The following is a 22,626-nucleotide window of genomic DNA, read 5'->3' on the forward strand; positions in this document are numbered from 1 at the left end:
TCGCCGGCATGAACAACCGGGAGGAGTGGAAGCCCTGGCTGGAGGAGCTCGACCGCCGGCGCACTGAGGGCACGGCCATGGGCGGCCCGGAGCGGGTGGAGAAGTACATGCACTCGCGGGGCAAGCTGGACGTGCGCCAGCGCGTCGACCGGCTGTTCGACCCCGGCACCTTTCGGGAGATCGGCCTGCTGGTGGGCACCCTGGAAGACATCCCCTCCGACGGCTTCGTGTGTGGCTACGGCCGCATCGACGGCCGCACGGTGCTGGCCGGGGCCGAGGACTTCACCGTGCTGGGTGGCTCCATCGGCGCGGGCAACACCGCCAAGCGCTACCGGGTGGCCGAGCTGGCCGCCCAGGAGGGCCTCCCGCTGGTGACCATGCTGGAGGGGGCCGGCCACCGGCTCACCGACACCGGGGGCAGCCGCTCACCCGGCGACCTCCAGGCCTACGCCGATCTGAACGGGCAGGTCCCCATGGTGTGTTTGGTGATGGGGGCCTCCGCGGGCCACGGCGCGCTGGCCGCCCCTCTCAGCGACTTCGTGATCATGACGTCGTATGCCTCCATGTTCACCGGCGGTCCGCCGCTGGTGAAGGCGGCCACCGGCGAGGACGTGACCAAAGAGGAGCTGGGCGGCGCCGACGTGTGTACCCGCATCGCGGGCTCGGCCCACAACGAGGCGCTCGACGACGAGGAAGCCATCGACATGGCCCGCCTCTATCTGTCGTACTTCCCCCAGAGGGCCGGTCAGCCGTCGCCCCGCAGCAGCGGCCCCGACACCGAGCCCCGGGTGGTGGAGGAACTGCTCGACATAATCCCTCCCAACGACCGCCGCCCCTACGACATGCATCAGGTGATCGACCACATCGTGGACGACGACAGCTTCTTCGAGATCCAGCCCGCCTACGGCCCGGCCATCATCATCGGCTTGGCCCGCTTCGGGGGGCGTCCCACCATGATCGTGGCCAACAACCCGGCCTACCTGGCCGGCTCGGTGGATGCGGCGGCGGCCATCAAGGCCACCGACTTCCTGGAGGTGATCGGCAACTACGACCACCCGGTGGTGTTTTTGGCCGACAACCCCGGGGTGATGGCCGGTACCAAGGCCGAGCGGGAGGGCATCTTGAAGTGGGGCGGCAAGATGTACAAGGCCGAGCGCCGCCTCTCCAACCCCAAGATCGAGATCACCATGCGCAAGGCGTTCGGCTTCGGCTCGGTGGTGATGGCCCAGAACCCGTTCGACAACCAGACCCAGTCGTTCTCCCTGCCCAGCGTGAACATGGCCGCCATGCCCGCCGATGCCGGCGGCCGCTCAGCCAAGCTCGACGCCGAAACCCAAGCCCAAGTAGAACGCGAGCAGCGCTCTGGTCCCTACCGCCTCGCCGGCCGCCTCGGCAGCGACGACGTGATCGACCCCCGAGACATGCGCAACGCCATCCTCGGTGCCCTTCAACTAGCCGAGAACCGCTAGTCCCAGAGGCGGCGGGCTCGCTGGGCGAGGTCGGCGTGGGCGGCGGCGAGGTCGCAGCCCAGCAACTGGCCGTCTTGGACCACGGGGTTGCCGCCGACGTAGAGGTGGCGGACCCGGCGGTCGGGGCCGAGCACCAGCCCGGCCAGGGGATCGACAACATCCGCGATGTCGTCGCCAGGCCACACCGCGAGATCGGCAGTCATGCCCGGTTCGATCTGGCCTAGGCGGTCGGATACCCCCAAGCAGGCCGCTCCGCCAGAGGTGCCCAGGCGGATTGCGTCGGCGGGCATGAAGGCGCTGGGGTCCATGGCCCGCAGGCGGGCGGCATAAAGCGACTGGTGCAGCTCGGGGAACAGTCCACCCACCTCGTTGGACGCCACCCCGTCTACCCCGAGGCCCACCGGCACACCGGCGGCTTCCAGGTCGGTCACTCGGCAGGTGCCGGCGGCCAAACGGGCGTTGGATGAGGGGCAGTGGGCCACGCCCACCCCGGCAGCACCCAGTCGGGCTATTTCCTCGTCGTTGAACCAGATGCCGTGGGCCAGCCAAACGTCGTCGCCCACCCAGCCCCATTCGTCGAGCTGCTCCACCGGCCGGCGGCCGAACCGCTCCAGGCAGTGCTCTTGCTCATCGATGGTCTCGCACAGGTGGGTGTGGAGTCGCAGGCCGTGTTGTCGGGCCAAAGCAGCCGACGCTTCCATCAGCTCAGAGCTGACCGAAAACGGGCTGCACGGCGCCACCACCACATGCACCATGTCGCCATCGTGGTGTTGGGCAATCACCCGCTCGGTGGAAGCCATTATGGAGTCCAGGTCTTCCACCACATGATCGGGAGGAAGCCCCCCCTGGGATTCGCCCAAGTCCATAGAGCCCCGGCTGAGGTGCAGCCGGATGCCCACGGTGGCCGCGGCGTCGACGATGGCGTCGAACACCGCGTCGTCTCCGTGGGGCACCAGGTAGTGGTGGTCGGAGGCGGAGGTGCAGCCGGTGGCGGCCAGCTCGCCCAACCCGACTAGCGCGGCGGCGGCCACGTCGTCCACCGACAGCCGTCCCCATACCGGGTACAGCTCCACCAGCCAGTTGAACAGATCACAGCCCACCGCCCGACCCCGGGTCATCCATTGGTAGAGGTGATGATGGGTGTTGGCCAGCCCGGCGGTGATGATGTCGCCGTCCACATTCACGACAGCATCGTCGGGTTGGGATTCGACGGTGCCCGTCTCCACGATGACGCCATCGGCGATAGCGATGTCCCCGGGCCAGCGGGCGCCTCGCAACACCGTGCGGGTGGTCATCGCTGCGCCCCAGTAAAGAGCACTGCCGGTTTGGCCTCGGCGGGCGGATCGTCACAAAGGAGGCCTGCCAATCCGGCCGAACCGGTAGGGCTGACGTTGATGCCGGTGGCTGACCGACCAGCCTCGCAGGCCTCGGTGACCACCGGTTCGGGAACCACGACGGGGTGGCCGCCAGTGGTCAACATGGCCTCGGTTACCGCGGCCCAGTCGTAAGTCTCGTCATCAAGAATCCCGGCGGCTGCTGAGGCGGGGGTCGGCGTCCACGGCCACATGACCGCCGAGCGCTGCCGCCGAGCTTCATCCAGCCCACCCAGCTCGGCAGTTCGTTCCCACGCCCGAGCCAGCGGAGCACACCCCTCGGTCTGCACCGCCACCAGAGCGGCCCGCGACTGCCCGATGGCCAGTCCCTGAGCCACCGACGACGCCAGCGCCCCCCCGCCCACCTGCACATACACCCGATCGATGTCCGGAGCCTGCTCAGCCAGCTCATAGCCCAGGGTGCGCCCCCCGTCGATGGTGTAGCCGTTGTCCGGCCCCTGGCAGCCAAAAGGAACCGCGCCCGCGCTGACCGCCTCCCGAAAGCGAAGGTAGGAAGGGTCGCCCTCCTCGCCATCAATCCGGGGACAGGACTCGATTCTCGCCCCCAGCTCTCGTAGTCGAGCCACCACGGCGGGCTCAGCATCCACAGGCACATAAACAGTGATCGGCCACCGCTCAGCAGCAGCCACCACCGCAGCAGCCACCGCAGCATTGCCACAAGAGGCGATAGCCAACGGAGGCCGCTCCCCAGCCCCCCCGTCCCGACGCTCCCGCACCAACAAATGCAACATCAGCCCAAACGTGTGCCGAGCCTTGTGCGACCCCGACACATTGTCGGTCTCGTCCTTAACGGTGATGGACCGCCCACCGATCAGAGACTCTGAACAGGGCGTGACCACAAAGCCGTGCCCGTCAACCCCAGCCACCGCAGCATCGAGCCGCCCCACCTCATCCACAAACCAAGCGTCATCGTCGGCCTCAACCCAAGACCGCAGCATCCGCCGATAACGAACAAACGGCTGCTGGCTGCTCTCGTCCACCGACCAATCCGGCACCGGCAAAGCCAGCACATGATCTTGATCATCACCCCCCCTTCTCCCACAAGCCCACGAGCCAGCATCCGCGACCGCCCCACAAGAACAAACCAGGGGTGGTGGGCTCATCAGCGCCCTCCCAGGGCTGTGGGTGGCGCCGCAGGCGGACGTGGCCGCTCCGACGGCCATGCCGCCGTAGGTGACAGGACCCGCAGCCCGGCCCCTGCCACGGCCCGACCGGAAGGCAAACAGAGCATTAAACCCCAGTACGGGCGTTGAAATCAGCGATCAGCTCGTCCCAAACCGGCACCAGATCCCGAAGCGCCACCCAAAACGCCTGATCCCGCCGGGCATCGAAGTGGGCCAAGTCCACCCCTTGCTGCTCCACCCAAGTGAAGTACCCCAGGTTGAACACCCGATCCCGGTCGCGGTCACTGAGCTGAAGCAGGTGGTCGGTGTCCACCCCGTTAAGCCACCGGCCAGCCACAGTTGCAGCCTCAGCCGCCCCGAATTCGCCCCCAAAGGCAGTGGCCACGGTCTTGTCCCGCTCGGAGCCATAAAGAGCAGCCCCGTCGGTAGCAATGGTCACGATCACGTCGTCGGGCCCGCAGCCCAACGCAGCGGCCATCTTGGCCGAGGCCAGCATGTTGCAGATGGACGACAGCCCCAGGTTGTCCAGGTTGGCGATCACGTCGTCGTCCACCCCTCGCTGGGCCAGCAGCGACCGCCCCTCCGGCGAGGCGAACAACACGCCCAATTCGTCGGTGGCCTGATCCGACACCGCCACCACCACGTCGGTATTGGTCACGTTGTGGATCAGCGGGACGTGCTTGTCGCCGATGCCCTGGATGTTGTGCTCGCCGTAGCCGTTGTACAGCAGCGTGGGGCACTCCAGCGCCTCCACCACTGCGGTGGCCGACCCGTGGCGCTCTTTGAGGGGGTCGCCCGCTCCCAGCGTCCCGGCGGAGCCCGAGGCGGCCACGAACCCGGCCAGCCGAGCCGAGGAATGCCCGTCGGTGTAATGCTCGAACACCCTCTCCACCGCGGCAGCGGTGGCGGTCACGTGGCCCAGGTGGTTGCCGTATTCACAGAACTGGTTGAGGATCACGTTGGCCTCGTCTTCGGCCAGCGCGGCGCAAGCGTCGTAGATCTCCTTCACGTTGCTCTCCGAGCCAGGGGTGCGGATCACATCGGAGGGGTCCGACGTCCAGCGGTCCAGCCATTCGAACCGCTCAGCCGACATGCCCTCGGGAAGCACGGCCACCCCCCGACAGCCCATGATCTTGGAGATGGCGATGCCACCGCGGGCGTAGTTGCCAGTAGAGGGCCACACCGCCCGGTTCTCGGTGGGGTCGAACTGCCCGGTCACCAGGCGAGGGGCGAGGCAGGAGTAGGCGGCCAGCACTTTGTGGGCCCCGATCATGGGGAACCGGTTGCCCAGCAGCATGATTATGGGCGACTCCACCCCCGAAAGCGCCGACGGGATCACCACGTACTCGGGCACCGCGGCCCGCCCCGCCCGGGATGCGTCGTTGTACCAGTTCACCCGCCACAAGTTGGCCGCGTCGGCGGCGTCGGGGTCGACCCCCGCCAAGGCGGAATCAGCCGCCGGCGGATCAGCCAGCTCCGCGAAGGTCGGCAGTCGGATGCCCACTTGGCGGCATCGCTCGACCGCTCGATCGCGCGCAGTGGTGTTGACTACTTCGGTTTCGAGGCCGAAACCCTCGGGAATGCTGTCGAATGTGGTCACGGGCCAACCTGTCGAATCGACGTTGTGATGAATCGGCAGTCAAGTTTCTCGCGACCACCTGAGCGTTACAGGCTACCCTCTTGGGGCTAGCTATTAGGGCCGACCCAAGGAGGGAATGATGGCAAAGAAGTTTTTGCTGAAGCTGCTAGTGGTGACGGCGACAATTGCGTTGGTCGCAGCGGGGTGCGGCGACGACGACGGCGACGACGAAGTGGTCGCCGCGTTCGTCTATGTGGGCCCGCCGGGTGACGCAGGCTGGACGTGGGCCCATGACCAGGGTCGCCAGTTTGCCGAGGCGCAGACTGGGGCGACCACGCTGTTTGTGGAGAGCGTCCCTGAAGTCGCTGAGGACTTCCGCGCGGTAGTGGTGGACTTCATCGAGAACGAGGATGCCGACGTCATCTTCGCCACCTCCTTCGGCTACATGGACCCGATGCTGGAGTTGGCCGGTGAATATCCCGACGTGGTGTTCGAGCACGCCAGCGGGTACAAGATGAACGACACCAACTTCGGCAACTACTTCGGCCGCATGTACCAGCCCCGCTACCTGTCGGGCATGGCCGCGGGTGCGATCACCGAGGCCAACCAGATCGGTTATGTGGCCGCGTTCCCGATCCCCGAGGTTCTGCGGGGCATCAACGCCTTCACACTGGGGGCGCAGCGGGTGAACCCCGACGTGGAAGTCCACGTCACCTGGACGTTCACCTGGTTCGACCCCGCGGTTGAGGGCGACAGCGCGGCGGCCTTGATCGAGGCCGGCGCCGACGTGATCGCCATGCACCAGGACTCCACGGCACCGGGTCTGGCCGCTCAAGAGGCCGGCGCCCGCTGGGTGTCGTACAACTCCGACATGAGCGCCTTCGCCCCTGATGCGTTCATCACCGCACCGGTGTGGAACTGGGGCCCGTACTACGCCCAGATCATCGAGGCAGTGGCTTCGGACGACTACACGCCAGGCGCCTACTGGGGCGGGATGGACGACGGCATCGTCGCCCTCGCTCCGCTGGCCGACGACGTGCCCGCCGATGTCGCTGCGGAGATCGACGAGGTGGCTGCTCAGCTGACCAATGGCTCCTGGGACGTGTTCACCGGCGAGATCAGGGACCAGGATGGCAACGTGGTCGTGGCCGCGGGCGAGACGATGGACGACGGCTCAATGCTGGGCATGAGCTTCTTCGTCGAGGGTGTCGTCGGCAACGCCTCGCCGTGACCTAAGCCGGGAGCCCCCCGGAAAAAGAAATGGCATCAAATGATGCTGACCATGCGGTCTGGCTCCGGGGAATCGAGAAGCGATTCCCCGGAGTGATCGCCTGTGCCGGGGCCGACCTGCGGGTTCGCCCTGGCACTATTCACGCGCTGCTGGGTGAGAACGGTGCGGGCAAGACCACCCTGGTCAACGTGCTGGCCGGGGTGTACCGGCCCGACGGAGGCGAGGTGTGGGTCAATGGCGAGCGGCGCCACTTCCAGTCGCCGGCTGACGCCATCGCCGCGGGCGTGGGCATGGTGTACCAGGAGTTCAGGCTCGTTCCCACTCTGACGGTGGCCGAGAACATCGTGCTGGGCGCCGCTCCCCGGCTGCTTCGGAGCGCGGAGATCGAGAACCGGGTGGCCGAGCTCTCGGCGGCCTACGGCATGGCCGCCGACCCCGGCCGTCCGGTGTGGCAGCTCTCGATGGGCGAGCGCCAGCGGGTGGAGATCCTCAAGGCCCTGTGGAGGGACGCATCGGTTCTGGTCATGGACGAGCCCACCGCGGTGCTCACCCCTGGCGAGGCCGCGGAGTTGGGGGCCACGCTGCGGGCGATGGCCGACGACGGCCGGTCGGTCATCTACATCAGCCACAAGCTGGACGAGGTGGTGGCGTTTTGCGATGAGGCCACCGTTTTGCGCCTGGGCAAGACGGTGGCCACCGTGGATGATTTGGAGACGGTGGATCGGGCCGCGCTGGCCGAGTTGATGGTGGGGTCATCAGAGGGCGGGTATGTGGATCGCCCACCGCCCATCAAGACCGGCAGTGAGGCATTGGTGCTGGAGGGCGTCAACGCCCTCAGCGACCGGGGCTTGCCTGCACTCTCCGACATAAGCCTCACGGTGCGGTCAGGGGAGATCGTGGGCATCGCCGGGGTGTCGGGCAACGGCCAAAAGGAGTTGGCCGAGACCATCGCGGGGCTGCGATCGCCTACCGGGGGTCGGGTGGAGCTTAACCAGAAGGACATCACCCGGATTCCGCCCGGTGCCCGCTATCGCCTCGGCTTGGCCTATGTGCCCGAGGATCGCCTCGGGGTTGGATTGGCCCCCAAGATGTCGGTGGTGGACAACTCAGTGGTCCGCTCGTATCGCTCCCAGCGGCGGGGCCTCATGCTGGTGATGGCTCAGTGTCTTCACTTCTGCCGTGATTTGGTGGAGAGGTTCGGGGTGCGGGTGGGCCGACTCCACGATCCGGTGGCCGGTTTGTCGGGGGGCAATCTCCAACGGTTGCTGCTGGGCCGGGAGCTGGCCGAGCAGCCATCGGTGCTGGTGGCGGCCCAGCCCACTCGGGGATTGGACGTGCAGGGGGTAGCAGCCATCCAAAGCCACCTTGTGGCCCAGCGGGCCGACGGGGTGGGGGTGTTGTTGATCTCTGAGGATCTGGACGAGCTGCTGGCCCTGTCCGATCGTCTCTTGGTGATGTATGAGGGCCGGGTAGTGGCCGAGTTGGACCCGGACGCCACCACCAGGGGCGAGGTGGGTGCCGCGATGGCGGGTCAGGTGTCGGCATGATTCGACCGGTCTTGGCCCGGCGGGAGCAGGTGATCCCCGCTACCCAGGCGGTGGCCTTCTTGGTGGGCATCGCGGTGGCGCTGCTGTTGGGGGTGGTTCTGTTGCTGGCCTCCGGCCACAGCCCGGTTGAGGTGTACGAGCGGATGTTCGACTCCGCGTTCGTGGGCACCGACTCGTTGGCTCGCACGTTGGAGCGGGCCACCCCGCTCGCACTGACCGGTTTGGCCGTCGCGGTGGCCGGATCGATGGGATTGTGGAACATCGGAGCGGAGGGTCAGATGATGGCCGGTGCCACCATCGCCGCCGGCGTGGCCATGGTGGCCGACGGTCTGTCCGGCCCGCTGCTGATTGCGGTGATGGTGGTGTGCGGCGTGGCCGGAGGCATGGTGCTGATGCTCGGTCCCGCGCTGGCCCGGTCGCATCTGGGGGTGAGCGAGATCATCACCACGCTGATGCTGGTTTATGTGGCCATCCGGGTGGTGGAGTGGCTCGAGACCGGCCCGTGGAAAGACCCCGAATCGTTTGGGTTCGCGGTGATCGAGCCGGTGCCGGAGCAGGCGTCGCTCCCAGGGCTGTTCGGCCGGGCCAACATCGGGACGCTCATTGCATTGGGACTGCTGATCGTGTTCTGGCTGGCCGTGTCCCGCACTGCATGGGGATATGAGCTGCGTCTGGCCGGGTCATCGCCCAACACCGCTCGCTACGCCGGGATCTCCCTGCGCCGAAAGATCCTGGCTGCGCTCTTGCTGTCGGGCGGCACCGCAGGCTTGGCCGGTGCAGTGCAGCTCATGGGGTCGGCCACCCGACTGGAATCAGGGTTGTCCAACGGCTACGGCTTTGCCGGCATCATCGTGGCCGCCCTCGCCCTTATGCGCCCATCGGGTGTGGCGGCCGCGGCCTTCGTGTTCGGCGCGGTGCAGGTGGGTGGCCAGAGCATCCAGACCCTCGGGGTCAGCGCGGCCATCTCCGACATATTGCAGGCCATGATCCTCTTCGGCGCCCTGGTGGCTGCGGTGTTCTTCAACTACCGGGTTCGCTGGATCGGGCTTTCTGGAGATTCGGCGACCGCGGAATCAGGGGAACCCGGAACAGCGGTGGAAGGCGCCTGATGTTTGAAGCCGATTCCTCCAGGGAAGGTCTCTAGTGTCTGAAGCGGCCTTGGTCGGGCTGTTTGTGGCCACCGTGCAGTTCGCCACGCTGGTGTTCTTGGCTGCGCTGGGCGAGCTGATCGCGGAGCGGGCCGGGGTGCTCAATCTCGGGGTCGAGGGGATGATGGCCATGGGCGCGGTGAGCGGGTTCATGGTCGGGCTGGAAACCGGCAGTCCGTGGGCCGCGTTCTTCGCCGCGGCTGGGGTGGGCGCCCTGGTGGGCGGGTTCCACGCCCTGGTGAGCGTGGTGCTGGGGGCCGACCAGGTGGTGTCGGGTTTGGCCCTCACCATCGGCGGACTGGGGTTGGCCGCCTATGTGGGGCGCAACGTGGTTGGGGAGCGGCCCGAAACCCAGTTCACCGACCTGGGCATTGCCGGGCTGGCCGACATCCGCTGGTTCGGCGAGATCTTCTTCGACCAGCCGCCGGTGGTGTACCTCGCTGTGCTGCTCGGCCTTGCGGTGTGGTTCGTGCTGGCCCGCACCCGGCTGGGCTTGGCCGTGCGGGCCGCGGGGGAGTCGGCGCCCACCACCGACACCGCCGGGCATTCGGTAGTGGCGCTGCGGTCGGGGGCGGTCATGGTCGGCGGAGCGTTTGCCGGAGCGGCTGGGGCGTTCCTCTCGCTGTATATGGCCCCGGGCTGGACCGAGGGCATGGTGGCTGGCCGGGGATGGATCGCGGTGGCCCTGGTGATCTTCGGGGCTTGGCGGCCGGGACGCCTGGCCTTGGGCGCGCTGTTGTTCGGCTTCACGCTGGCCCTGCAACCTCGCTTGCAGTCCTTCGACATCGAGCTGCTGGGAGTGGAGGTCAACCGGATCTCCCCGGCGCTGCTCGGCATCCTTCCCTTCGTGCTCACCGTGGTGGTGTTGGTGATCATCAGCTGGCGCTATCGTCATCGGCCCTCACCGGCTCCGGCTGCCTTGGGCCTTCCCTACCGCCGGGAAGAGCGCTGAGTCAATCGACACCAGCGGGGAGTAGGGTTCCCCGATGGCTGTGAACACCACCCTGGGTTCGGCGCGCCAGTTCTTGCCCTATTTCGTGGTCACCGGCGCCCTGTCCATGGGCTACGGGTCGGTGTTCACCCTGCTGGCCGAGTTCCGGGAGAAGTTCGGCTTCAGCGAGACCGAGCTGGGGTTCATTGCCGGGGTGGGTTTCTTCGCCGGTTTCATGGCCCAAGTCGGGTTGTCATGGCTTGCCGATCGAGGCCACGTCCGAAGTCTGATTCACATTGGGATGATTGTGGCCATCGTGTCCATGCTGGGTATGGCGGCAGCCGATCAGGCCTGGCAGTTCATGGCGGCTCGCTTCTTCCTCGGCGCCGGAACTGGGGCGGTAGCTCCGGCCATTCGCCGCATTCTCATTACCCGAGACCCGACGAATATGGGCAGCAACCTCGGCGCGATGGGGGCCTTCGATGTCAGCGGCTTTGTGCTCGGTCCGGTGGCCGCGGCGGCGTTCGCGGAGCTCATCAACCTGCGAGCTCCTTTCCTATTCTTGGCTGCCCTATTTGTCGTGGTCTATGTGTGGACCCTGGGATTGGACTTGTCGTCAGGCGGAACGGCCCGAGTTCAGGGCCCCATGTGGCAGTTGCTGACCAGCCGATCGGTGTGGGCCGGGATCTTGGCCGGCATCGCCTTCTACACCACCATCGGTGTGTTTGAAGCCTCGTGGGCAGTGCTGCTCGATGATCTGGGGGCCAGCACGCTCATCATTGCCCTGTCGATCAGCTTGTTCGCCCTACCGATGATCCCTTTGGCCCCCATTGGCGGCAGGTATGCCCAGCGGCGGGGTCCCATCCGGGTCATGGCGTTCACCATCATGGGGGCGGTGGCCTGCATGCTTGTGTACGGCTACGTGGAGTTCCTGTGGGTGCTCATCGCAGTGTCAGCGGCTCACGCCATGTTCGATGCATTCACCATGCCAGCAGGGCAATTAGCGGTGGCCATGTCGGCTCCCACCGAACATGCTGCCGCTGCTCAGGGAATATATGGAGCAGTCGGCTTGATCGTCTCAGGGTTGGCTGCGTTTGCCGCCGGCTCGGTATACGACGTCTGGGGACCTGAGGCGCTGTTCACCGGTTCGTCGGTGATCATGGTGGTGGCATTGGCGGGGGCGATTGCGCTGGGTGCAGAACTGATGGGTCCGGCGAGTCGCCCACCCAGTCAAGCAGCGCCCGCCAGTTCCTAATTGGTGGTGCCCTCGAGCATCGTTGTGCCGACCAGCTCGAACATCTCGTCGGTCACGTGGACGTGCTGGGTGGCGGCGTGGGCGTCTCGGAAGCACTGGTTCAGGGGATGGTCTTCGTAGAGGACTGATCCGCCGCCCCGGCGGTAGGCCATCGACGCCACTTCCACGGCGATGTCAGCGGCATGGGTGGCAGCCGCACGAGCCCGTTGCACCAGTTCGTCCTGCACTGGCTGATCCGCCACTCCCGCCGCCCAAATCTCGTCCAGCACTTCCAGTACCAGGGCCCGGGCGGCACGCAGCCTGGTGTCGGCCTGGCCGAGGTCGCGCTGAAACGCCGGTCGCTCATCGAGGGGGGCCGCGCTGGTGAGGCGGTTTTTGCCCGCCGCGGCGATGGCGATCTCATCCAGCGCCCGCCGGGCGATGCCCAGGCTCACCCCGCAGTGGTCGGGAGTGATCAAGGCGTACATAGGCAACCGGTGCAGGATGCCGCCTCGAGGCGGTGGCTGGGACAGGTCGAACATACGACTGTGGGGTACGAATACCTCTTCAACGCTGTAGTCGTGGCTCAAGGTCTCCTCTAGGCCGCTGACCTGCCAGGTGTCGTGTACGGTCACCTGCTCCACCGGGATCACCGCCCACCGCGGCCCCGACTCGGTGGTGCAACCGGCCACCACCCAGGCGGCTTCGACAATGCCGGAGCCGAATCCCCATCGCCCGGTCAACACCACGCCGTCGGGGGCCGGTGCAGCTCTACCTGACAGTGGGAACGTGCCGGTGAACGGCGGCCAGGCTGCCCCTCCAGTGGCGCTGGCCGCTACTTCGTTGAATCCATCTTGGGGCAAGCGGGCGGCGGCGATGGCCGCAGAAGTGGTTGTGAAAGTCTCGTTCCACCCGGCTGACCCGTCGGCGCGACTGGCGGTCTCGGTGGTCAGGAACTGGGAACGCAGGTCGGCTTCGAGGCCGCCGAGCTCTTTGGGGAGCTTCAGCGTCAGCAGACTCGGACTCTCGGTGCTCATGCTGTCCTCAAGCTGATTCTGCCGGGCCGACCTGCACTGGCAGGCCCGACTGCCAGACCATGCCGGTGAGTGGGTCGACGTCAACCTCGGCGGTGGTGAGGGTGCAGACGTTGGGGTCGGCCCAGCCGTGGGGGATGGACACTGCACCGGGGGCGATCTCGTCGCTGGTGCGGGCTGCACCCACCAATTCTCCGTGGGCGCTGCGCACCTGCACCGGCTGTCCGTCGGCGATGCCGTGGTCGGGATGGATCAGCACCTCGGGGCCGACATCGCCCAAGTCGCGGAGCTGCCCGTTCATGGTCCGCATCTGGCGGCGGGGCAGCAGCACGACCGGTGCGGGGTCGTCGAGGTCGGCCAACTGCGCCACAAGCGGCTCGGGGGCCAGTCGCCAGCGGCCTTCGGGTAGCACCCGGTCGAGAACCCAGCCGTGAACCGGGCGGGATTCGCCGATCAAGCCCCGCCGGGCGGCCAGCACGGTAGCGGCGTCGCTGCGGCCCCGATCGGCGATCAGTTCTAAGAGGTCCTCGTCGGTGGCGGTGTCGGGGTCGACTCCCCGGGGCAGCACGCCCACTCCCAAGCGACGGCCCAGCTCGGCGAAGGCCTGCCACATGAGTCGGCGGTCGGCGCCGGGCGGGACCACTGCCGGGGTGTAGTGGGTGGCGATGGCCGGTTGGTAGGCGTCGAGCATCCAGGGGAGGTCGGCCCGCTCCAGTTGGCCAGCGACGGGCAGCAGGTGGGTGGCCAGCGCGGTGGTGTCGGTTTCCACCACGTCGGCCACCGCCAGCACATCGAGCGATTCGAACGCTGCCTGGGTCCGGTCGCGGTCGGGGAAGGCGATCAGCGGGTTGCCGCCCACCACCACCAGCGCCCGCACGTTGCCGGCCTCGATCTCGTCTACCAAGGCGGCGCACGGGTACTCCCCGAATCGGCGGGGCAGTTCGGGACGGCTGGCCGGCCCGGGTTCGGGCTGACCGTCGGACGGCTGCCAGCTCCGGGTGTCGAGTTGCAGCAGGTAGCCGGGGTTGAACCACATCCCTCCCGGCTGGTCGTAAGAGCCGGTGACCACGGCCAGCGCCCACAGCAGCCACTCGGTCACGTTGGCGTTGCGGCCCATGGAAACGCCGGTGCCCGACAGAACCGACAGCCGACCGGCGGTTCGCACTGCGTCGAGGAGGTCGAGCAGGTCGGCGGGGTCCAGGCCAGTCCCGGTTGCCGCCCGGTCCAGAGTGAAGGGGGCCACCGCGGCGGTCAGGTCTTCGACCCCCACCGAGTGCTCGTTCAAGTAGTCCCAGTCAGCCCCATCCACCAACAGCTCACGCACCAGCCAGCCCAGAATCAGGTGGTCGGTGCTGGGCTGAGGGGCCAGATGACGGTCGGCCAGCCGGGCGGTCTCGGTGCGGCGGGGGTCGATCACCCACACCGGGCCGCGCTTCTGCTGGGTCCGCAGCCGGGTGATGGGGTCGGCCAAGCCGTTGCCGTGGCCGTGGGAGACCACCGGATTTGTCCCCACCAAGAGGAGCATCCGGGCTGCTTCCTGGTCCCACATGGGGGTTATCCCCGACCAGCCGCCCATGAGCTCGGCCACCAGCGGGCGCATGGGGGTGTCGATGGTGGTGGCGGTGTACTTCTGGCGGGAGCCGATGGCACCGAGGAACCGCTCCGCGGCCCTGCGGCCATTGGCGTCGTAGGCCGAACCGCTGGCCAGGTACATGGCCACCGCGTCGGGGCTGCTTTCTTCGATGATGGCGGCCAGTCGGCTGCCTAGGTCGTCAAGGCATTGGTCCCATCCCACGGCCTGATCGCCGATGTGGGGTCGGTCGAGCCGGAGCGGGTGGTGGTGCCATTCGGGGAGTGCTCGTCCCTTCGGACAGGTGTAGCCCTGGGAGATGGGGTGGGCGTCGTCGCCCCTTACCTTTAACACTCGGTCACCCTCGACGGTGACCGTGATGCCGCACATAGCGGTGCAGATGCGGCAGAAGGAGTGAACCTCCTGAGCCCTAGACAATGCCCCGGGCGCGGTCGATGCTCCATTGGCTCGCAGAAGGAGCGTTGGAGCTTGTCTTGTCGGCGATTTCGGCCATGATGCCCTCCCGCTGGGCCATGCCCACCATGCTCTCCAGCCTTCCGGTGTAGGTGGTGGGCTGTTGGAGCATCCACACGATGCCCTCGGCGGAAACCGAGGTGTCGGCCCAAGTGGAGTGATCGGCGTCGGGGGCGTTCATCACAAAGCCCTCGCTGGCCACCGCGGTGTCGATGCGGAAGCAGTTCACCGCGATCCCGTCGTCGGCCAGGATGGCGGCGCTGCTCACGGTCAGGTGCTCCAGTGCGGTTTTGGACATGCCGTAGGCCATCAGCGATGGGAAATAGGCGAGGCCGGCCGCCGATGAGACATTGACGATCCGCCCGCCGCGTTCGGCCAAATAGGGTCGGCAAAGCCGGGTGGCCAGCAGCGGCGCGGTGGTGTTGATGGCCATGGTCAGCTCATAGCGCTTTAACTCAATCTCGAGGTCGCCCACGAAGGTGACCGCGGCGTTGTTCACCAGGGCGTCGATGCGGCCGAAGTGGCTCACCACGGTTTCCACCATGGCCTCGATTTGGTCGGGACGGGACAGGTCGCAGGGCACGGCCAAGCCGTCGCCGCCGGCTTCGTCAACGGCGGCTGCGGTTTCGTCCACCGTGCCGGGCAGCTTGAACCGGGCCGAGTCGGTGGCTCGGGCCACGCAGGCCACCCCGGCGCCCAGCTCTCCGAGGCGGACGGCCAGTCCTCGGCCTACTCCGCGGCTGGCCCCGGTGACGATCACCACCTGGTCGCTGAAGAACTGATCTTGGTTCACCATGGCCTCACATCATCGTCCAGGCCCAAAAAGGGCACCCGCCCCGAGCAGATCACAATCTGGTGGCCGGCCAGCGGCTGGCCGTTCACCGTGCCCACCGCCGGGGCCTCGCGGTGGCCAGGAACGCGGACTTCCCCGGAGGGGAGCACCACGTTCTCTGGGTGGGACAGGTCGTAGGTGTCGGTCTCCGAGTAGTACTGCCCCCGGTAAACGCCGAGGCCGCCGCCGTCCTCCCAGCCCCAGTCGTAGCCGGTGCCGATCATGGCCCAGTCGCGGTGGATCTGGTTGGTCTCGATCTCGTAGACCTCGCCGGCGGAGTCGGTGAACTGCGACCGAACCTGCCGCCAGCGTCGGGTGTCGTCCCAGAAGTCAACCTCGAATTCGGCGGCCACCACCTCGGTCTCGGTGCCGTCGGACTGCCCGATCACCCCGTCCAAATAGTGCTGGCGGCCGTCGCCGGTGCTGTGGACCTGCACGTGGCCGCCAAAGTCGGCGCACGAGAACGGCAGCCAGTAGAACACCGAGCCGTGCTGGGCCCGCACGTCGATGCCGTCCTCGCCGGTGACCGGCTCCGGCCCGGCGGTTTGGGGCCGCACCCCCCAGGAGTGGTCCCGGCCGCCCCACCAGCCCTCCACGGAGTAGTCGGTGCCGTCCAATGTGACGGCCCCGTCCATTCGACCCACCTGGGTATAGCGCCGGTAGTCCTGGGTGACCCGGCCCCGCACCCGGCTGAAGTGGTGGTCTTCTTCTTTGGGGGGCAGAAAGCCAGTCCACGTCAAGTCCATGTCGATGGGGTGGTCGTCGCCTGATGCGGTGAGGCGAACACTCTTGAACGGCTCGATGATCTCGATGTCGAGCGGTCCCACTCCTACCCGGTCGATATCGGGGCGCAGCGCCCGGCTGAAGCGGAAGTTCCGCTGGTTGCTGCCCCGGTCGTCGCGGGGTACCTGGCAGGCCACGAAGCCGTCGAACACGTTCATGTTCATGTACAGCCCCACCCCGATGATCATGGTCAGCGACCCGGCTGGGTCGTAGCACGAGAACCAGTAGCGGTCGAAGAACCGGGGGTCGCTGGTTCCCACGTGATCGAACGTGGTGGGTATCTGATGGCGCAGCGTCTCGTCGAGTCTGGTCAATGGCACGGCGACATCCTATGGGCGCACTGTCGGCGAGGCTCAGGCCACGGTGCCGCTCGACCGCAGCTCCGCGATCTGATGGGGAGTGCGGCCCATGGCAGCCAGCACCTCGTCGGTGTGCTCCCCCAACTCAGGGGCCAGGCTGCGAGGCGCCCATGGGGTGCCGTGGAAGTCGACCGGGGTGGCCAGCATGGTGGTGCCGGTGGCCCCGTCGGGCACCTCCACCAGCGCCCCCGACGGGCCGGTCTGGGGGTCGGCCAGCAGGTCGTCGAGGGTGTTCACCGGGGCCCAGAACATGTCGGGCTCGGTGGCGAAGATCTCGGCCCACTCCTCCAGCGGACGAGCGGCGAAGGCCTCGTCGAGGGCGGCGATCAGCTCCACGGCGTTGACCACCCGGTCGCGAGGGGTGGCGAACCGCTCGTCTTCGATCCACTCGGGGTGGCCCACGGCTCGGGCCAGCGGGGGCCAGTGGCGGTCGCCCTCCAGGCCCACCACCCAGAACCGCCGCCCGTCGCCCGCGGTGTAGTTGTTGATGGCCGGGTTGCCCATGGCCTCCCGGGTGCCCACTGCCATATTGAGGCCCCACATCAACAGCACGTTGATGTCGAAGCCGATGGTGTACATGCCCTCCCGGAACAGCGACGACGACACCATCTGGCCCTCGCCAGTGCGCTCCCGGTGGTACAGGGCCGCGCTGATGGCCGCCGCCCCGGCCAGGCCCACGTTGTGATCGCCCATCCCGCCCCGCTGGAACGGCAGGGCGCCGCCGGGCGGGGTGAGCTGGGCGGCGATGCCCGAGCGGGCCCAGAAGGCGGCGATGTCGTATGCCGGGCGGTCGGCATCGGGTCCTTCGAGCCCGTAGCCGGTGATGGCGCAGTAGATCAGCCCCGGATTGCGGGCGGCGAGTGACTGGTAGTCCAACCCCAGCCGGTCGAGCGCGCTCAGCCGCAGGTTGGTGAGGAACACATCGGCGTCGTCGATGATCTCCGCCGCGATGGCTTGGCCATCTGCTTGGGCCAGATCAACCACGATCGAGCGCTTCGACCGGTTGTCGAGTTCGAACACCGGATTGGTGGGCATGTCCCCGCCCAGCATCCGCTGGAAGGTTCTTGCCGGGTCGCCCGCGGGCGGTTCGATCTTGACCACGTCGGCCCCCCAATCACTGAGGATCCCACCCGCCGCGGGGCCGGCCACCCACACCCCGAGCTCGACCACCTTCACTCCATCCATCGGACCTGTCATGGGTTGAGCATAGAAAGGCTGCGGTGTGGCTCTTACACTCCAACGCCATCAAGGTTCTGTTTGTTTGCACCGGCAACATCTGCCGCTCGCCGATGGCCGAGGTGTTGTTCGCCCATATGGCCCCCGACGCCGAGGTGAGCTCAGCCGGGACCATGGACTGGAGCGGGCAGCCCGCCCACGAGTACGCCATCGCCGCCATGGCCGAGCGGGGGCTGGACTTGTCGGCCCATCGCAGCCGTCGCCTCTCGGAGTATCTGGTGGACGAATCCGATTTGATCGTGGCCATGACCCGCAACCACGGCTGGTCGGTCGAGGCCCGCAGCGAGGCCAAAGCGGCGGCCACGTTCCTCCCCGCTGAGCTGAGCCGTCTCGCCGACCAAGTCGGAAACCGCAACGGGGCTGACTCTCAAACGTGGGTGAACAAGCTGCACAGCCAGCGCGACACCCAAACCAGCAACCGGTTTATCGGCCGGGCCGCCGACGAGATTCCCGACCCCATCGGCGAGTCTTTGCCTTACTTTCGAGTGATTGCCGACCGTTTGGAACGGGAGCTTGCCCCCGCCGCCGCCCGATTGCAGTCATAGCTTCGCCGACACTTTGCGCGCACTCTCAACTAATCCCTAAGGTCTGGCAACTTGCAGTCGGTTGAGGCTCGGCTGCCCATAGCCAAACCCGAGGGGGTCATGCTCATGAAATCGCGTTGGTTGAGGCTTCTTGCCGTCTTGTTGGCGCTCACCGTGTTTGCCGTATCTTGCGGCAACGATGACGACGACGGTCCAGGAGTAACCGCAGGCACACCGGCACCCGCAGCCGAGGAGCCGGAAGACGAGGCGCCCGCGGAGGAGGCTCCGGCCGAGGAAGCTCCCGCCGAGGAAGCTCCTGCGGAAGCCCCCGCCGAAGAGCCTGAAGACGAGCCGGTGGTGACCATCGAGGAGTCCGAAGAGGTGGAAGAGGAAGAAACGGGTGGAGTGCCCACCGGCAACACCGGGTACATCCCTGGTGAAATCCTCACCACCGAATGCTCTGACGGGCGGCCGACAGGCGGCAACCTCACTATCGGCATGTTCGGTGAGATCACCGGATGGGACCCCACCTTGATCCAGGGCGGGGCCTCGCTGGGCGGCACGCAGATGACCGCCATATACGGCGCGCTGTTCTACGAGGACTTCGGCACGGGCCAGCTGATTCCCGGCCTGGCCGAGAGCATCGCCACTGAAGACAATGAGTTGTTCACGCTTAAGCTGCGTGAGGGCGTCAACTTCACCGACGGCACCCCGTTGGATGTCGATGCGTTGATCTGGAACATCGAGCACCACCAGAATCCCGATATCGGGTCGCAGTCGCGGGCTCAGGCCGATCTGATCGCTTCGTGGGAGAAGATCGACGACTACACCATCGAGCTCACGGCCACCAGCAAGAACGCGGTGTTCGCACAGATCTTCGCCTCCCGCATGGCGTGGATGATGTCGCCCACCACCTATCAAGCTGGCCAGGATCCAGAAACCGGCCTCAACTCCGATGTCAACATCAATCCGGAGGGCGTGGGCGCCGGTCCGTTCATGCTCGAGTCGTGGGTCCAAGACGACCAGGCCGTTGTGGTGCGCAACCCGGATTACTTCCGCGAGGGATGCCCCTATCTGGACAGTGTGACCTTCAAGCCCATCATCGAGCCGCCGCAGCGCTACAACGCATTCAATGCCGGCGATCTCGACATTGGCTACGACCGCCATCCCCAGAATCTCCAGGACGCAATCGCCAAGGGCGTCAACACCACCTCCCGGGTTGACAACCACGGCGGATACTGGATGCTCAACAACGTGAAAGAGCCGTTCAACATCCGGGAGTGCCGGGTGGCTGCGGCCCACGCCATCGACTACGAGACCATCAACGAGATCGTGTACGAGGGTCTCAACAACATGATCCGCAGTTTGATGAGGCCGGGCTCTCCGTGGACCGATCCCGAAGCAGTGCTGCCGGGCTTTGACCAGGACGCGTCGCGAGCGGCGCTCGAAGAGTGTGAAGCGCAGCTAGGCGGCCCGCTGGAGTTCCAGACCTACTGCACCACGTCCCCGGAGAACGTGCTCCTCACCGAGACTTTGATTGCCATGTGGAGCGAGGTTGGCATCTCCGCCACCGCCAACTGCGTGGAGGTCGGCGAGATGGTCGGCGCCGTGTTCGGCGGCGAATCAGTGGCCAACCCGTGGGCCATCCCCGTGGGCGACCCCGACTACATGTACGACGTGTACTTCGGCGATTCCACCGAGGACGGCGTTTGCGGTCCCAACGTCTCATCCCGTAACTGGGCCAAGGCGTGCTACCCAGAATTTGACGCCTCGCTCAAGCAAGGACGGGAAGGCGTCACCTTCGAGGAGCGCTACGAGGGCTACAGCCGCTTCCAGCGCGAGTTCGTCTATCAGGTCCCGGTCATCGTGACCAGCAAGGGCGAGGTCGGCTACTACTGGACCGACGAGGTGTCGGGCATATTCCAGACTGACGCCGGCATCATCCTCTTGGAATTCACCGCCAAGGGCTAGCCAAGAAACTCATCTGAGAACGAGGGGGTGGGCACGGTTCCGTGCCCACCCCCTGTTCAATGGGGCATCATCTATGGGGCTGTGCTGAAGCGCAGGGGGAGGTGAAAAGAAGTTGAAGACCATCGGGCGCACCATCATCCGGATCATTCCGGTGCTGATCCTCGTGAGCTTCTTTTCCTCCTTCTATGTGGAGCTGCTGCCCGGTGACCCCACCATTCGCCTGTTGGGCCAAGAGCGGGCCCAGGAGCCTGCCGCCCGGGAGCTGGTCAACCGGGAGCTTCGACTCGACGAAAACGTCGTCGTTCGCTACGGCAAGTGGCTGGGGGATGCGCTTACCGGTGATCTGGGCGAGTCGGTAAGAACCCATGGCCTGAAAGTTTCGGACACCATTCGACAGCGGCTACCCATCACCCTGGAACTGACGGTGGTGGCCCAGGCTCTAGCGCTGATTCTGGCCATTCCATTGGGGGTGTATGCCGCCTATCGGGCGGGACGAAGAGTGGATCGAGCGTTGAACGCAGCATCGTTTGCCGCTATCTCCTTGCCCCAGTTTCTGGTCGGCATCCTGCTGATCTTCATCCTGTTCAATCAGCTCGACATATTGCCGCCCCAAGGGTGGACCCGGCTCACTGAATGGGACTGGTGGGACCATTCCCGCCGCTTGATCATGCCGGTGGTCGCGTTATCCCTGACCGAGATTGCCGTGTTCCAGCGGTTGCTGCGGGCCGACATGATGGCCACCCTGCAAAACGACTTCGTGCTGACGGCCCGGGCCAAGGGCATGTCGCCCGCCCACGTGTTGTTCCGCCACGCCCTGCGACCGTCGTCGTTCTCGCTCATCACTTTGGCGGGGGTGAGCACCGGCCGGCTCATCGGCGGCACCGTCATCATCGAGGTGCTGTTCCAGCTCCCGGGGATGGGGCTCAAGATGGTCGACTCCATTACCGGCAATGACTTGGTGGTGCTACAAGGTCTGGTGCTGGTGGTGGCGGTGGCCTACATCCTGTTGAACATGCTGGTGGAGATCACGTACGCCCTGCTAGATCCGAGGATTAGACGTGGCTGACATCACCGGCGCCGTTGCCGAGCCTGAGGCCGAGCTTGTCGACGATCCCGAGCGGGGTCGCCGCGCTCGCCTCGGTCGGGAGGGAAGTGCCCGACTGGTAGCCGGGCTGGCCTTGCTGCTGATACAGCTCTTGGTTACCTACGACGGCGCGGCCTGGCTTCAGGTGATCCTCGCCCTCGGAGGGATATACGGCATTCTCACCGGTGTAGGACAGCTGATTCGGGCGATTTTTGGGTCGCGGGTCGACGCGACCGTATGGATATCGATGGTTTGGCTGTTCATCCTGGTTCTTTTTGTGTTCTTGCAACTGGGTGGGCTGTTCGACAGCTTGGAGGCCGACTTCCAAGATCGGGAGCGGCCCCCGTCGTTCACCACCGACGAACCCCTGGGCACCGATCGGCTGGGCAAGAGCGTCATGAACCAGAGCATCCGGGGAGCGCGAATCTCCCTGATCGTGGGCTTGGGTGCCGTGGGCATCGGCTTGGCGGTGGGGTCGGTTATCGGTCTGGCTGCGGGCTTCTTCAGGGGGGCAACCGAAGGGACCTTCAACATCATCACCGACGCCGTCTTGGCGTTCCCTGCACTGATCTTGCTGTTTTCCATCGTGGCCATCTTCGGGGGCAGCGTGCTGGTCATCACGCTCGCGCTATCGGTGTTGAGCATCCCCACCATGGGACGACTGTCGCGCGCCAACACGCTGACCTTCGCGGCTCGGGAATTCGTTACCGCGGCCAAGGCCATGGGCGCGTCCAACAGCCGCATTCTGTTCCGGGAGATCATGCCCAACGTGGCCCTGCCGTTGGCCTCCTACGCCTTTATCGTGGTGGCCGTGGTGATCGTGGCTGAGACCTCATTGGCCTTCTTGGGGGTGGGCATCGATCCGATCAGCACGCCCACATGGGGCAACATGATCCAGGAGGGCCGCGATCCGAATTTGCTGGAAAAGGCGCCCCACATCGTGTTCGTGCCCGGGGTGATGATGTTCCTTACCGTGCTGTCGCTGAACCGCATCGGCGAATCCCTCCGAGCCCTCTGGGACCCCCGCGAGGCCAAGCTCTAATCTCACTCGGCATTCCGCGTTAGCTTTTGGTAGTGCGAATCCGCGGAGCCTTCGGGGCGG

The 22,626-nt window shown here is 66.4% G+C and carries 18 protein-coding genes; 10 read left to right on the forward strand and 8 right to left on the reverse strand.

From position 1 onward, the window contains the following. Positions 1–8 precede the first annotated feature (8 nt). On the forward strand, positions 9–1,469 hold the full coding sequence (locus ACOGJC_RS12480; RefSeq protein WP_419845323.1) for an acyl-CoA carboxylase subunit beta: 1,461 nt from the start codon (positions 9–11) through the stop codon (positions 1,467–1,469). On the opposite strand, the gene ACOGJC_RS12485 is transcribed toward ACOGJC_RS12480, so the two are convergent. From ACOGJC_RS12485 to ACOGJC_RS12495, 3 genes are all read right to left on the reverse strand, one after another. Beyond that, positions 1,466–2,764, reverse strand: coding sequence for an 8-oxoguanine deaminase (locus tag ACOGJC_RS12485; protein ID WP_419845324.1), 1,299 nt, complete (start codon positions 2,762–2,764; stop codon positions 1,466–1,468). The genes ACOGJC_RS12480 and ACOGJC_RS12485 overlap by 4 nt on opposite strands. After that, positions 2,761–3,858, reverse strand: coding sequence for a PLP-dependent lyase/thiolase (locus ACOGJC_RS12490; protein ID WP_419845325.1), 1,098 nt, complete (start codon positions 3,856–3,858; stop codon positions 2,761–2,763). Before ACOGJC_RS12490 ends, ACOGJC_RS12485 begins: the two co-directional genes overlap by 4 nt. A gap of 235 nt (positions 3,859–4,093) precedes the next feature. Continuing rightward, complete coding sequence (locus tag ACOGJC_RS12495) at positions 4,094–5,587, reverse strand: pyridoxal-phosphate dependent enzyme (protein ID WP_419845326.1); 1,494 nt, start codon at positions 5,585–5,587, stop codon at positions 4,094–4,096. Positions 5,588–5,705: 118 nt separating this feature from the next. Here ACOGJC_RS12495 and ACOGJC_RS12500 point away from each other — a divergent pair, with 118 nt between their 5' ends. The 5 genes from ACOGJC_RS12500 to ACOGJC_RS12520 are packed head-to-tail and all read left to right on the forward strand — an operon-like array spanning position 5,706 to position 11,678. Next, positions 5,706–6,797: a BMP family ABC transporter substrate-binding protein gene (locus ACOGJC_RS12500; RefSeq protein WP_419845327.1), complete on the forward strand. Its 1,092-nt coding sequence runs from the start codon at positions 5,706–5,708 to the stop codon at positions 6,795–6,797. Positions 6,798–6,826: 29 nt separating this feature from the next. Continuing rightward, a complete protein-coding gene (locus tag ACOGJC_RS12505) occupies positions 6,827–8,344 on the forward strand; it encodes an ABC transporter ATP-binding protein (RefSeq protein WP_419845328.1) in 1,518 nt (505 codons plus the stop codon). Then, complete coding sequence (locus ACOGJC_RS12510) at positions 8,341–9,453, forward strand: ABC transporter permease (RefSeq protein ID WP_419845329.1); 1,113 nt, start codon at positions 8,341–8,343, stop codon at positions 9,451–9,453. The genes ACOGJC_RS12505 and ACOGJC_RS12510 overlap by 4 nt, the downstream gene beginning before the upstream one ends. A 34-nt stretch (positions 9,454–9,487) precedes the next feature. After that, positions 9,488–10,444 carry an ABC transporter permease gene (locus tag ACOGJC_RS12515; RefSeq protein WP_419845330.1) on the forward strand — a complete coding sequence of 319 codons (957 nt, stop codon included), beginning with the start codon at positions 9,488–9,490 and terminating at the stop codon, positions 10,442–10,444. Positions 10,445–10,478: 34 nt separating this feature from the next. After that, positions 10,479–11,678 (forward strand): MFS transporter, encoded by a 1,200-nt coding sequence (locus tag ACOGJC_RS12520; protein ID WP_419845331.1) that lies wholly within the window; start codon positions 10,479–10,481, stop codon positions 11,676–11,678. Here ACOGJC_RS12520 and ACOGJC_RS12525 read toward each other — a convergent pair. From ACOGJC_RS12525 to ACOGJC_RS12545, 5 genes are read right to left on the reverse strand one after another with little or no spacing between them, the layout of a single operon-like run. Beyond that, positions 11,675–12,694, reverse strand: a complete 1,020-nt coding sequence (locus ACOGJC_RS12525; protein ID WP_419845332.1) for an acyl-CoA dehydrogenase family protein — start codon at positions 12,692–12,694, stop codon at positions 11,675–11,677. The genes ACOGJC_RS12520 and ACOGJC_RS12525 overlap by 4 nt on opposite strands. A 7-nt stretch (positions 12,695–12,701) precedes the next feature. Next, entirely contained in the window at positions 12,702–14,699 is a 1,998-nt protein-coding gene (locus tag ACOGJC_RS12530) for a molybdopterin-containing oxidoreductase family protein (RefSeq protein WP_419845333.1), read from the reverse strand. After that, positions 14,692–15,531 (reverse strand): SDR family NAD(P)-dependent oxidoreductase, encoded by an 840-nt coding sequence (locus tag ACOGJC_RS12535; protein WP_419845334.1) that lies wholly within the window; start codon positions 15,529–15,531, stop codon positions 14,692–14,694. The genes ACOGJC_RS12530 and ACOGJC_RS12535 overlap by 8 nt, the downstream gene beginning before the upstream one ends. After that, entirely contained in the window at positions 15,525–16,670 is a 1,146-nt protein-coding gene (locus tag ACOGJC_RS12540; protein ID WP_419845335.1) for a hypothetical protein, read from the reverse strand. The genes ACOGJC_RS12535 and ACOGJC_RS12540 overlap by 7 nt, the downstream gene beginning before the upstream one ends. 33 nt (positions 16,671–16,703) lie before the next feature. Further along, the gene (locus tag ACOGJC_RS12545) at positions 16,704–17,906 is read right to left on the reverse strand and encodes a CaiB/BaiF CoA transferase family protein (RefSeq protein WP_419845336.1); all 1,203 of its coding nucleotides are present in this window, start codon (positions 17,904–17,906) and stop codon (positions 16,704–16,706) included. 23 nt (positions 17,907–17,929) lie between these two features. Here ACOGJC_RS12545 and ACOGJC_RS12550 point away from each other — a divergent pair, with 23 nt between their 5' ends. The 4 genes from ACOGJC_RS12550 (at position 17,930) to ACOGJC_RS12565 (ending at position 22,566) form a co-directional block, all read left to right on the forward strand. Then, positions 17,930–18,490 carry a hypothetical protein gene (locus ACOGJC_RS12550; RefSeq protein ID WP_419845337.1) on the forward strand — a complete coding sequence of 187 codons (561 nt, stop codon included), beginning with the start codon at positions 17,930–17,932 and terminating at the stop codon, positions 18,488–18,490. Between the two features lie 105 nt (positions 18,491–18,595). Continuing rightward, on the forward strand, positions 18,596–20,440 hold the full coding sequence (locus tag ACOGJC_RS12555) for an ABC transporter substrate-binding protein (protein ID WP_419845338.1): 1,845 nt from the start codon (positions 18,596–18,598) through the stop codon (positions 20,438–20,440). 112 nt (positions 20,441–20,552) lie between these two features. Then, the gene (locus tag ACOGJC_RS12560; RefSeq protein ID WP_419845339.1) at positions 20,553–21,506 is read left to right on the forward strand and encodes an ABC transporter permease; all 954 of its coding nucleotides are present in this window, start codon (positions 20,553–20,555) and stop codon (positions 21,504–21,506) included. Next, positions 21,499–22,566, forward strand: a complete 1,068-nt coding sequence (locus ACOGJC_RS12565) for an ABC transporter permease (protein ID WP_419845340.1) — start codon at positions 21,499–21,501, stop codon at positions 22,564–22,566. The genes ACOGJC_RS12560 and ACOGJC_RS12565 overlap by 8 nt, the downstream gene beginning before the upstream one ends. The last annotated feature ends 60 nt before the right edge of the window (positions 22,567–22,626 follow it).

The organism is Candidatus Poriferisocius sp. (assembly GCF_965204015.1).
In the GTDB taxonomy this organism is placed as follows: Bacteria; Actinomycetota; Acidimicrobiia; order Acidimicrobiales; family Bin134; genus Poriferisocius.

What these genes read in the sequence shown, in the direction of transcription:
- ACOGJC_RS12480 (WP_419845323.1), top strand. Translation starts at nt 9, where the DNA reads ATGAACAACCGGGAGGAGTGGAAGCCCTGGCTGGAGGAGCTCGACCGC.
- ACOGJC_RS12485 (WP_419845324.1), bottom strand. Translation starts at nt 2,764, where the DNA reads ATGACCACCCGCACGGTGTTGCGAGGCGCCCGCTGGCCCGGGGACATC.
- ACOGJC_RS12500 (WP_419845327.1), top strand. Translation starts at nt 5,706, where the DNA reads ATGGCAAAGAAGTTTTTGCTGAAGCTGCTAGTGGTGACGGCGACAATT.
- ACOGJC_RS12505 (WP_419845328.1), top strand. Translation starts at nt 6,827, where the DNA reads ATGGCATCAAATGATGCTGACCATGCGGTCTGGCTCCGGGGAATCGAG.
- ACOGJC_RS12510 (WP_419845329.1), top strand. Translation starts at nt 8,341, where the DNA reads ATGATTCGACCGGTCTTGGCCCGGCGGGAGCAGGTGATCCCCGCTACC.
- ACOGJC_RS12520 (WP_419845331.1), top strand. Translation starts at nt 10,479, where the DNA reads ATGGCTGTGAACACCACCCTGGGTTCGGCGCGCCAGTTCTTGCCCTAT.
- ACOGJC_RS12525 (WP_419845332.1), bottom strand. Translation starts at nt 12,694, where the DNA reads ATGAGCACCGAGAGTCCGAGTCTGCTGACGCTGAAGCTCCCCAAAGAG.
- ACOGJC_RS12535 (WP_419845334.1), bottom strand. Translation starts at nt 15,531, where the DNA reads ATGGTGAACCAAGATCAGTTCTTCAGCGACCAGGTGGTGATCGTCACC.
- ACOGJC_RS12545 (WP_419845336.1), bottom strand. Translation starts at nt 17,906, where the DNA reads ATGACAGGTCCGATGGATGGAGTGAAGGTGGTCGAGCTCGGGGTGTGG.
- ACOGJC_RS12555 (WP_419845338.1), top strand. Translation starts at nt 18,596, where the DNA reads ATGAAATCGCGTTGGTTGAGGCTTCTTGCCGTCTTGTTGGCGCTCACC.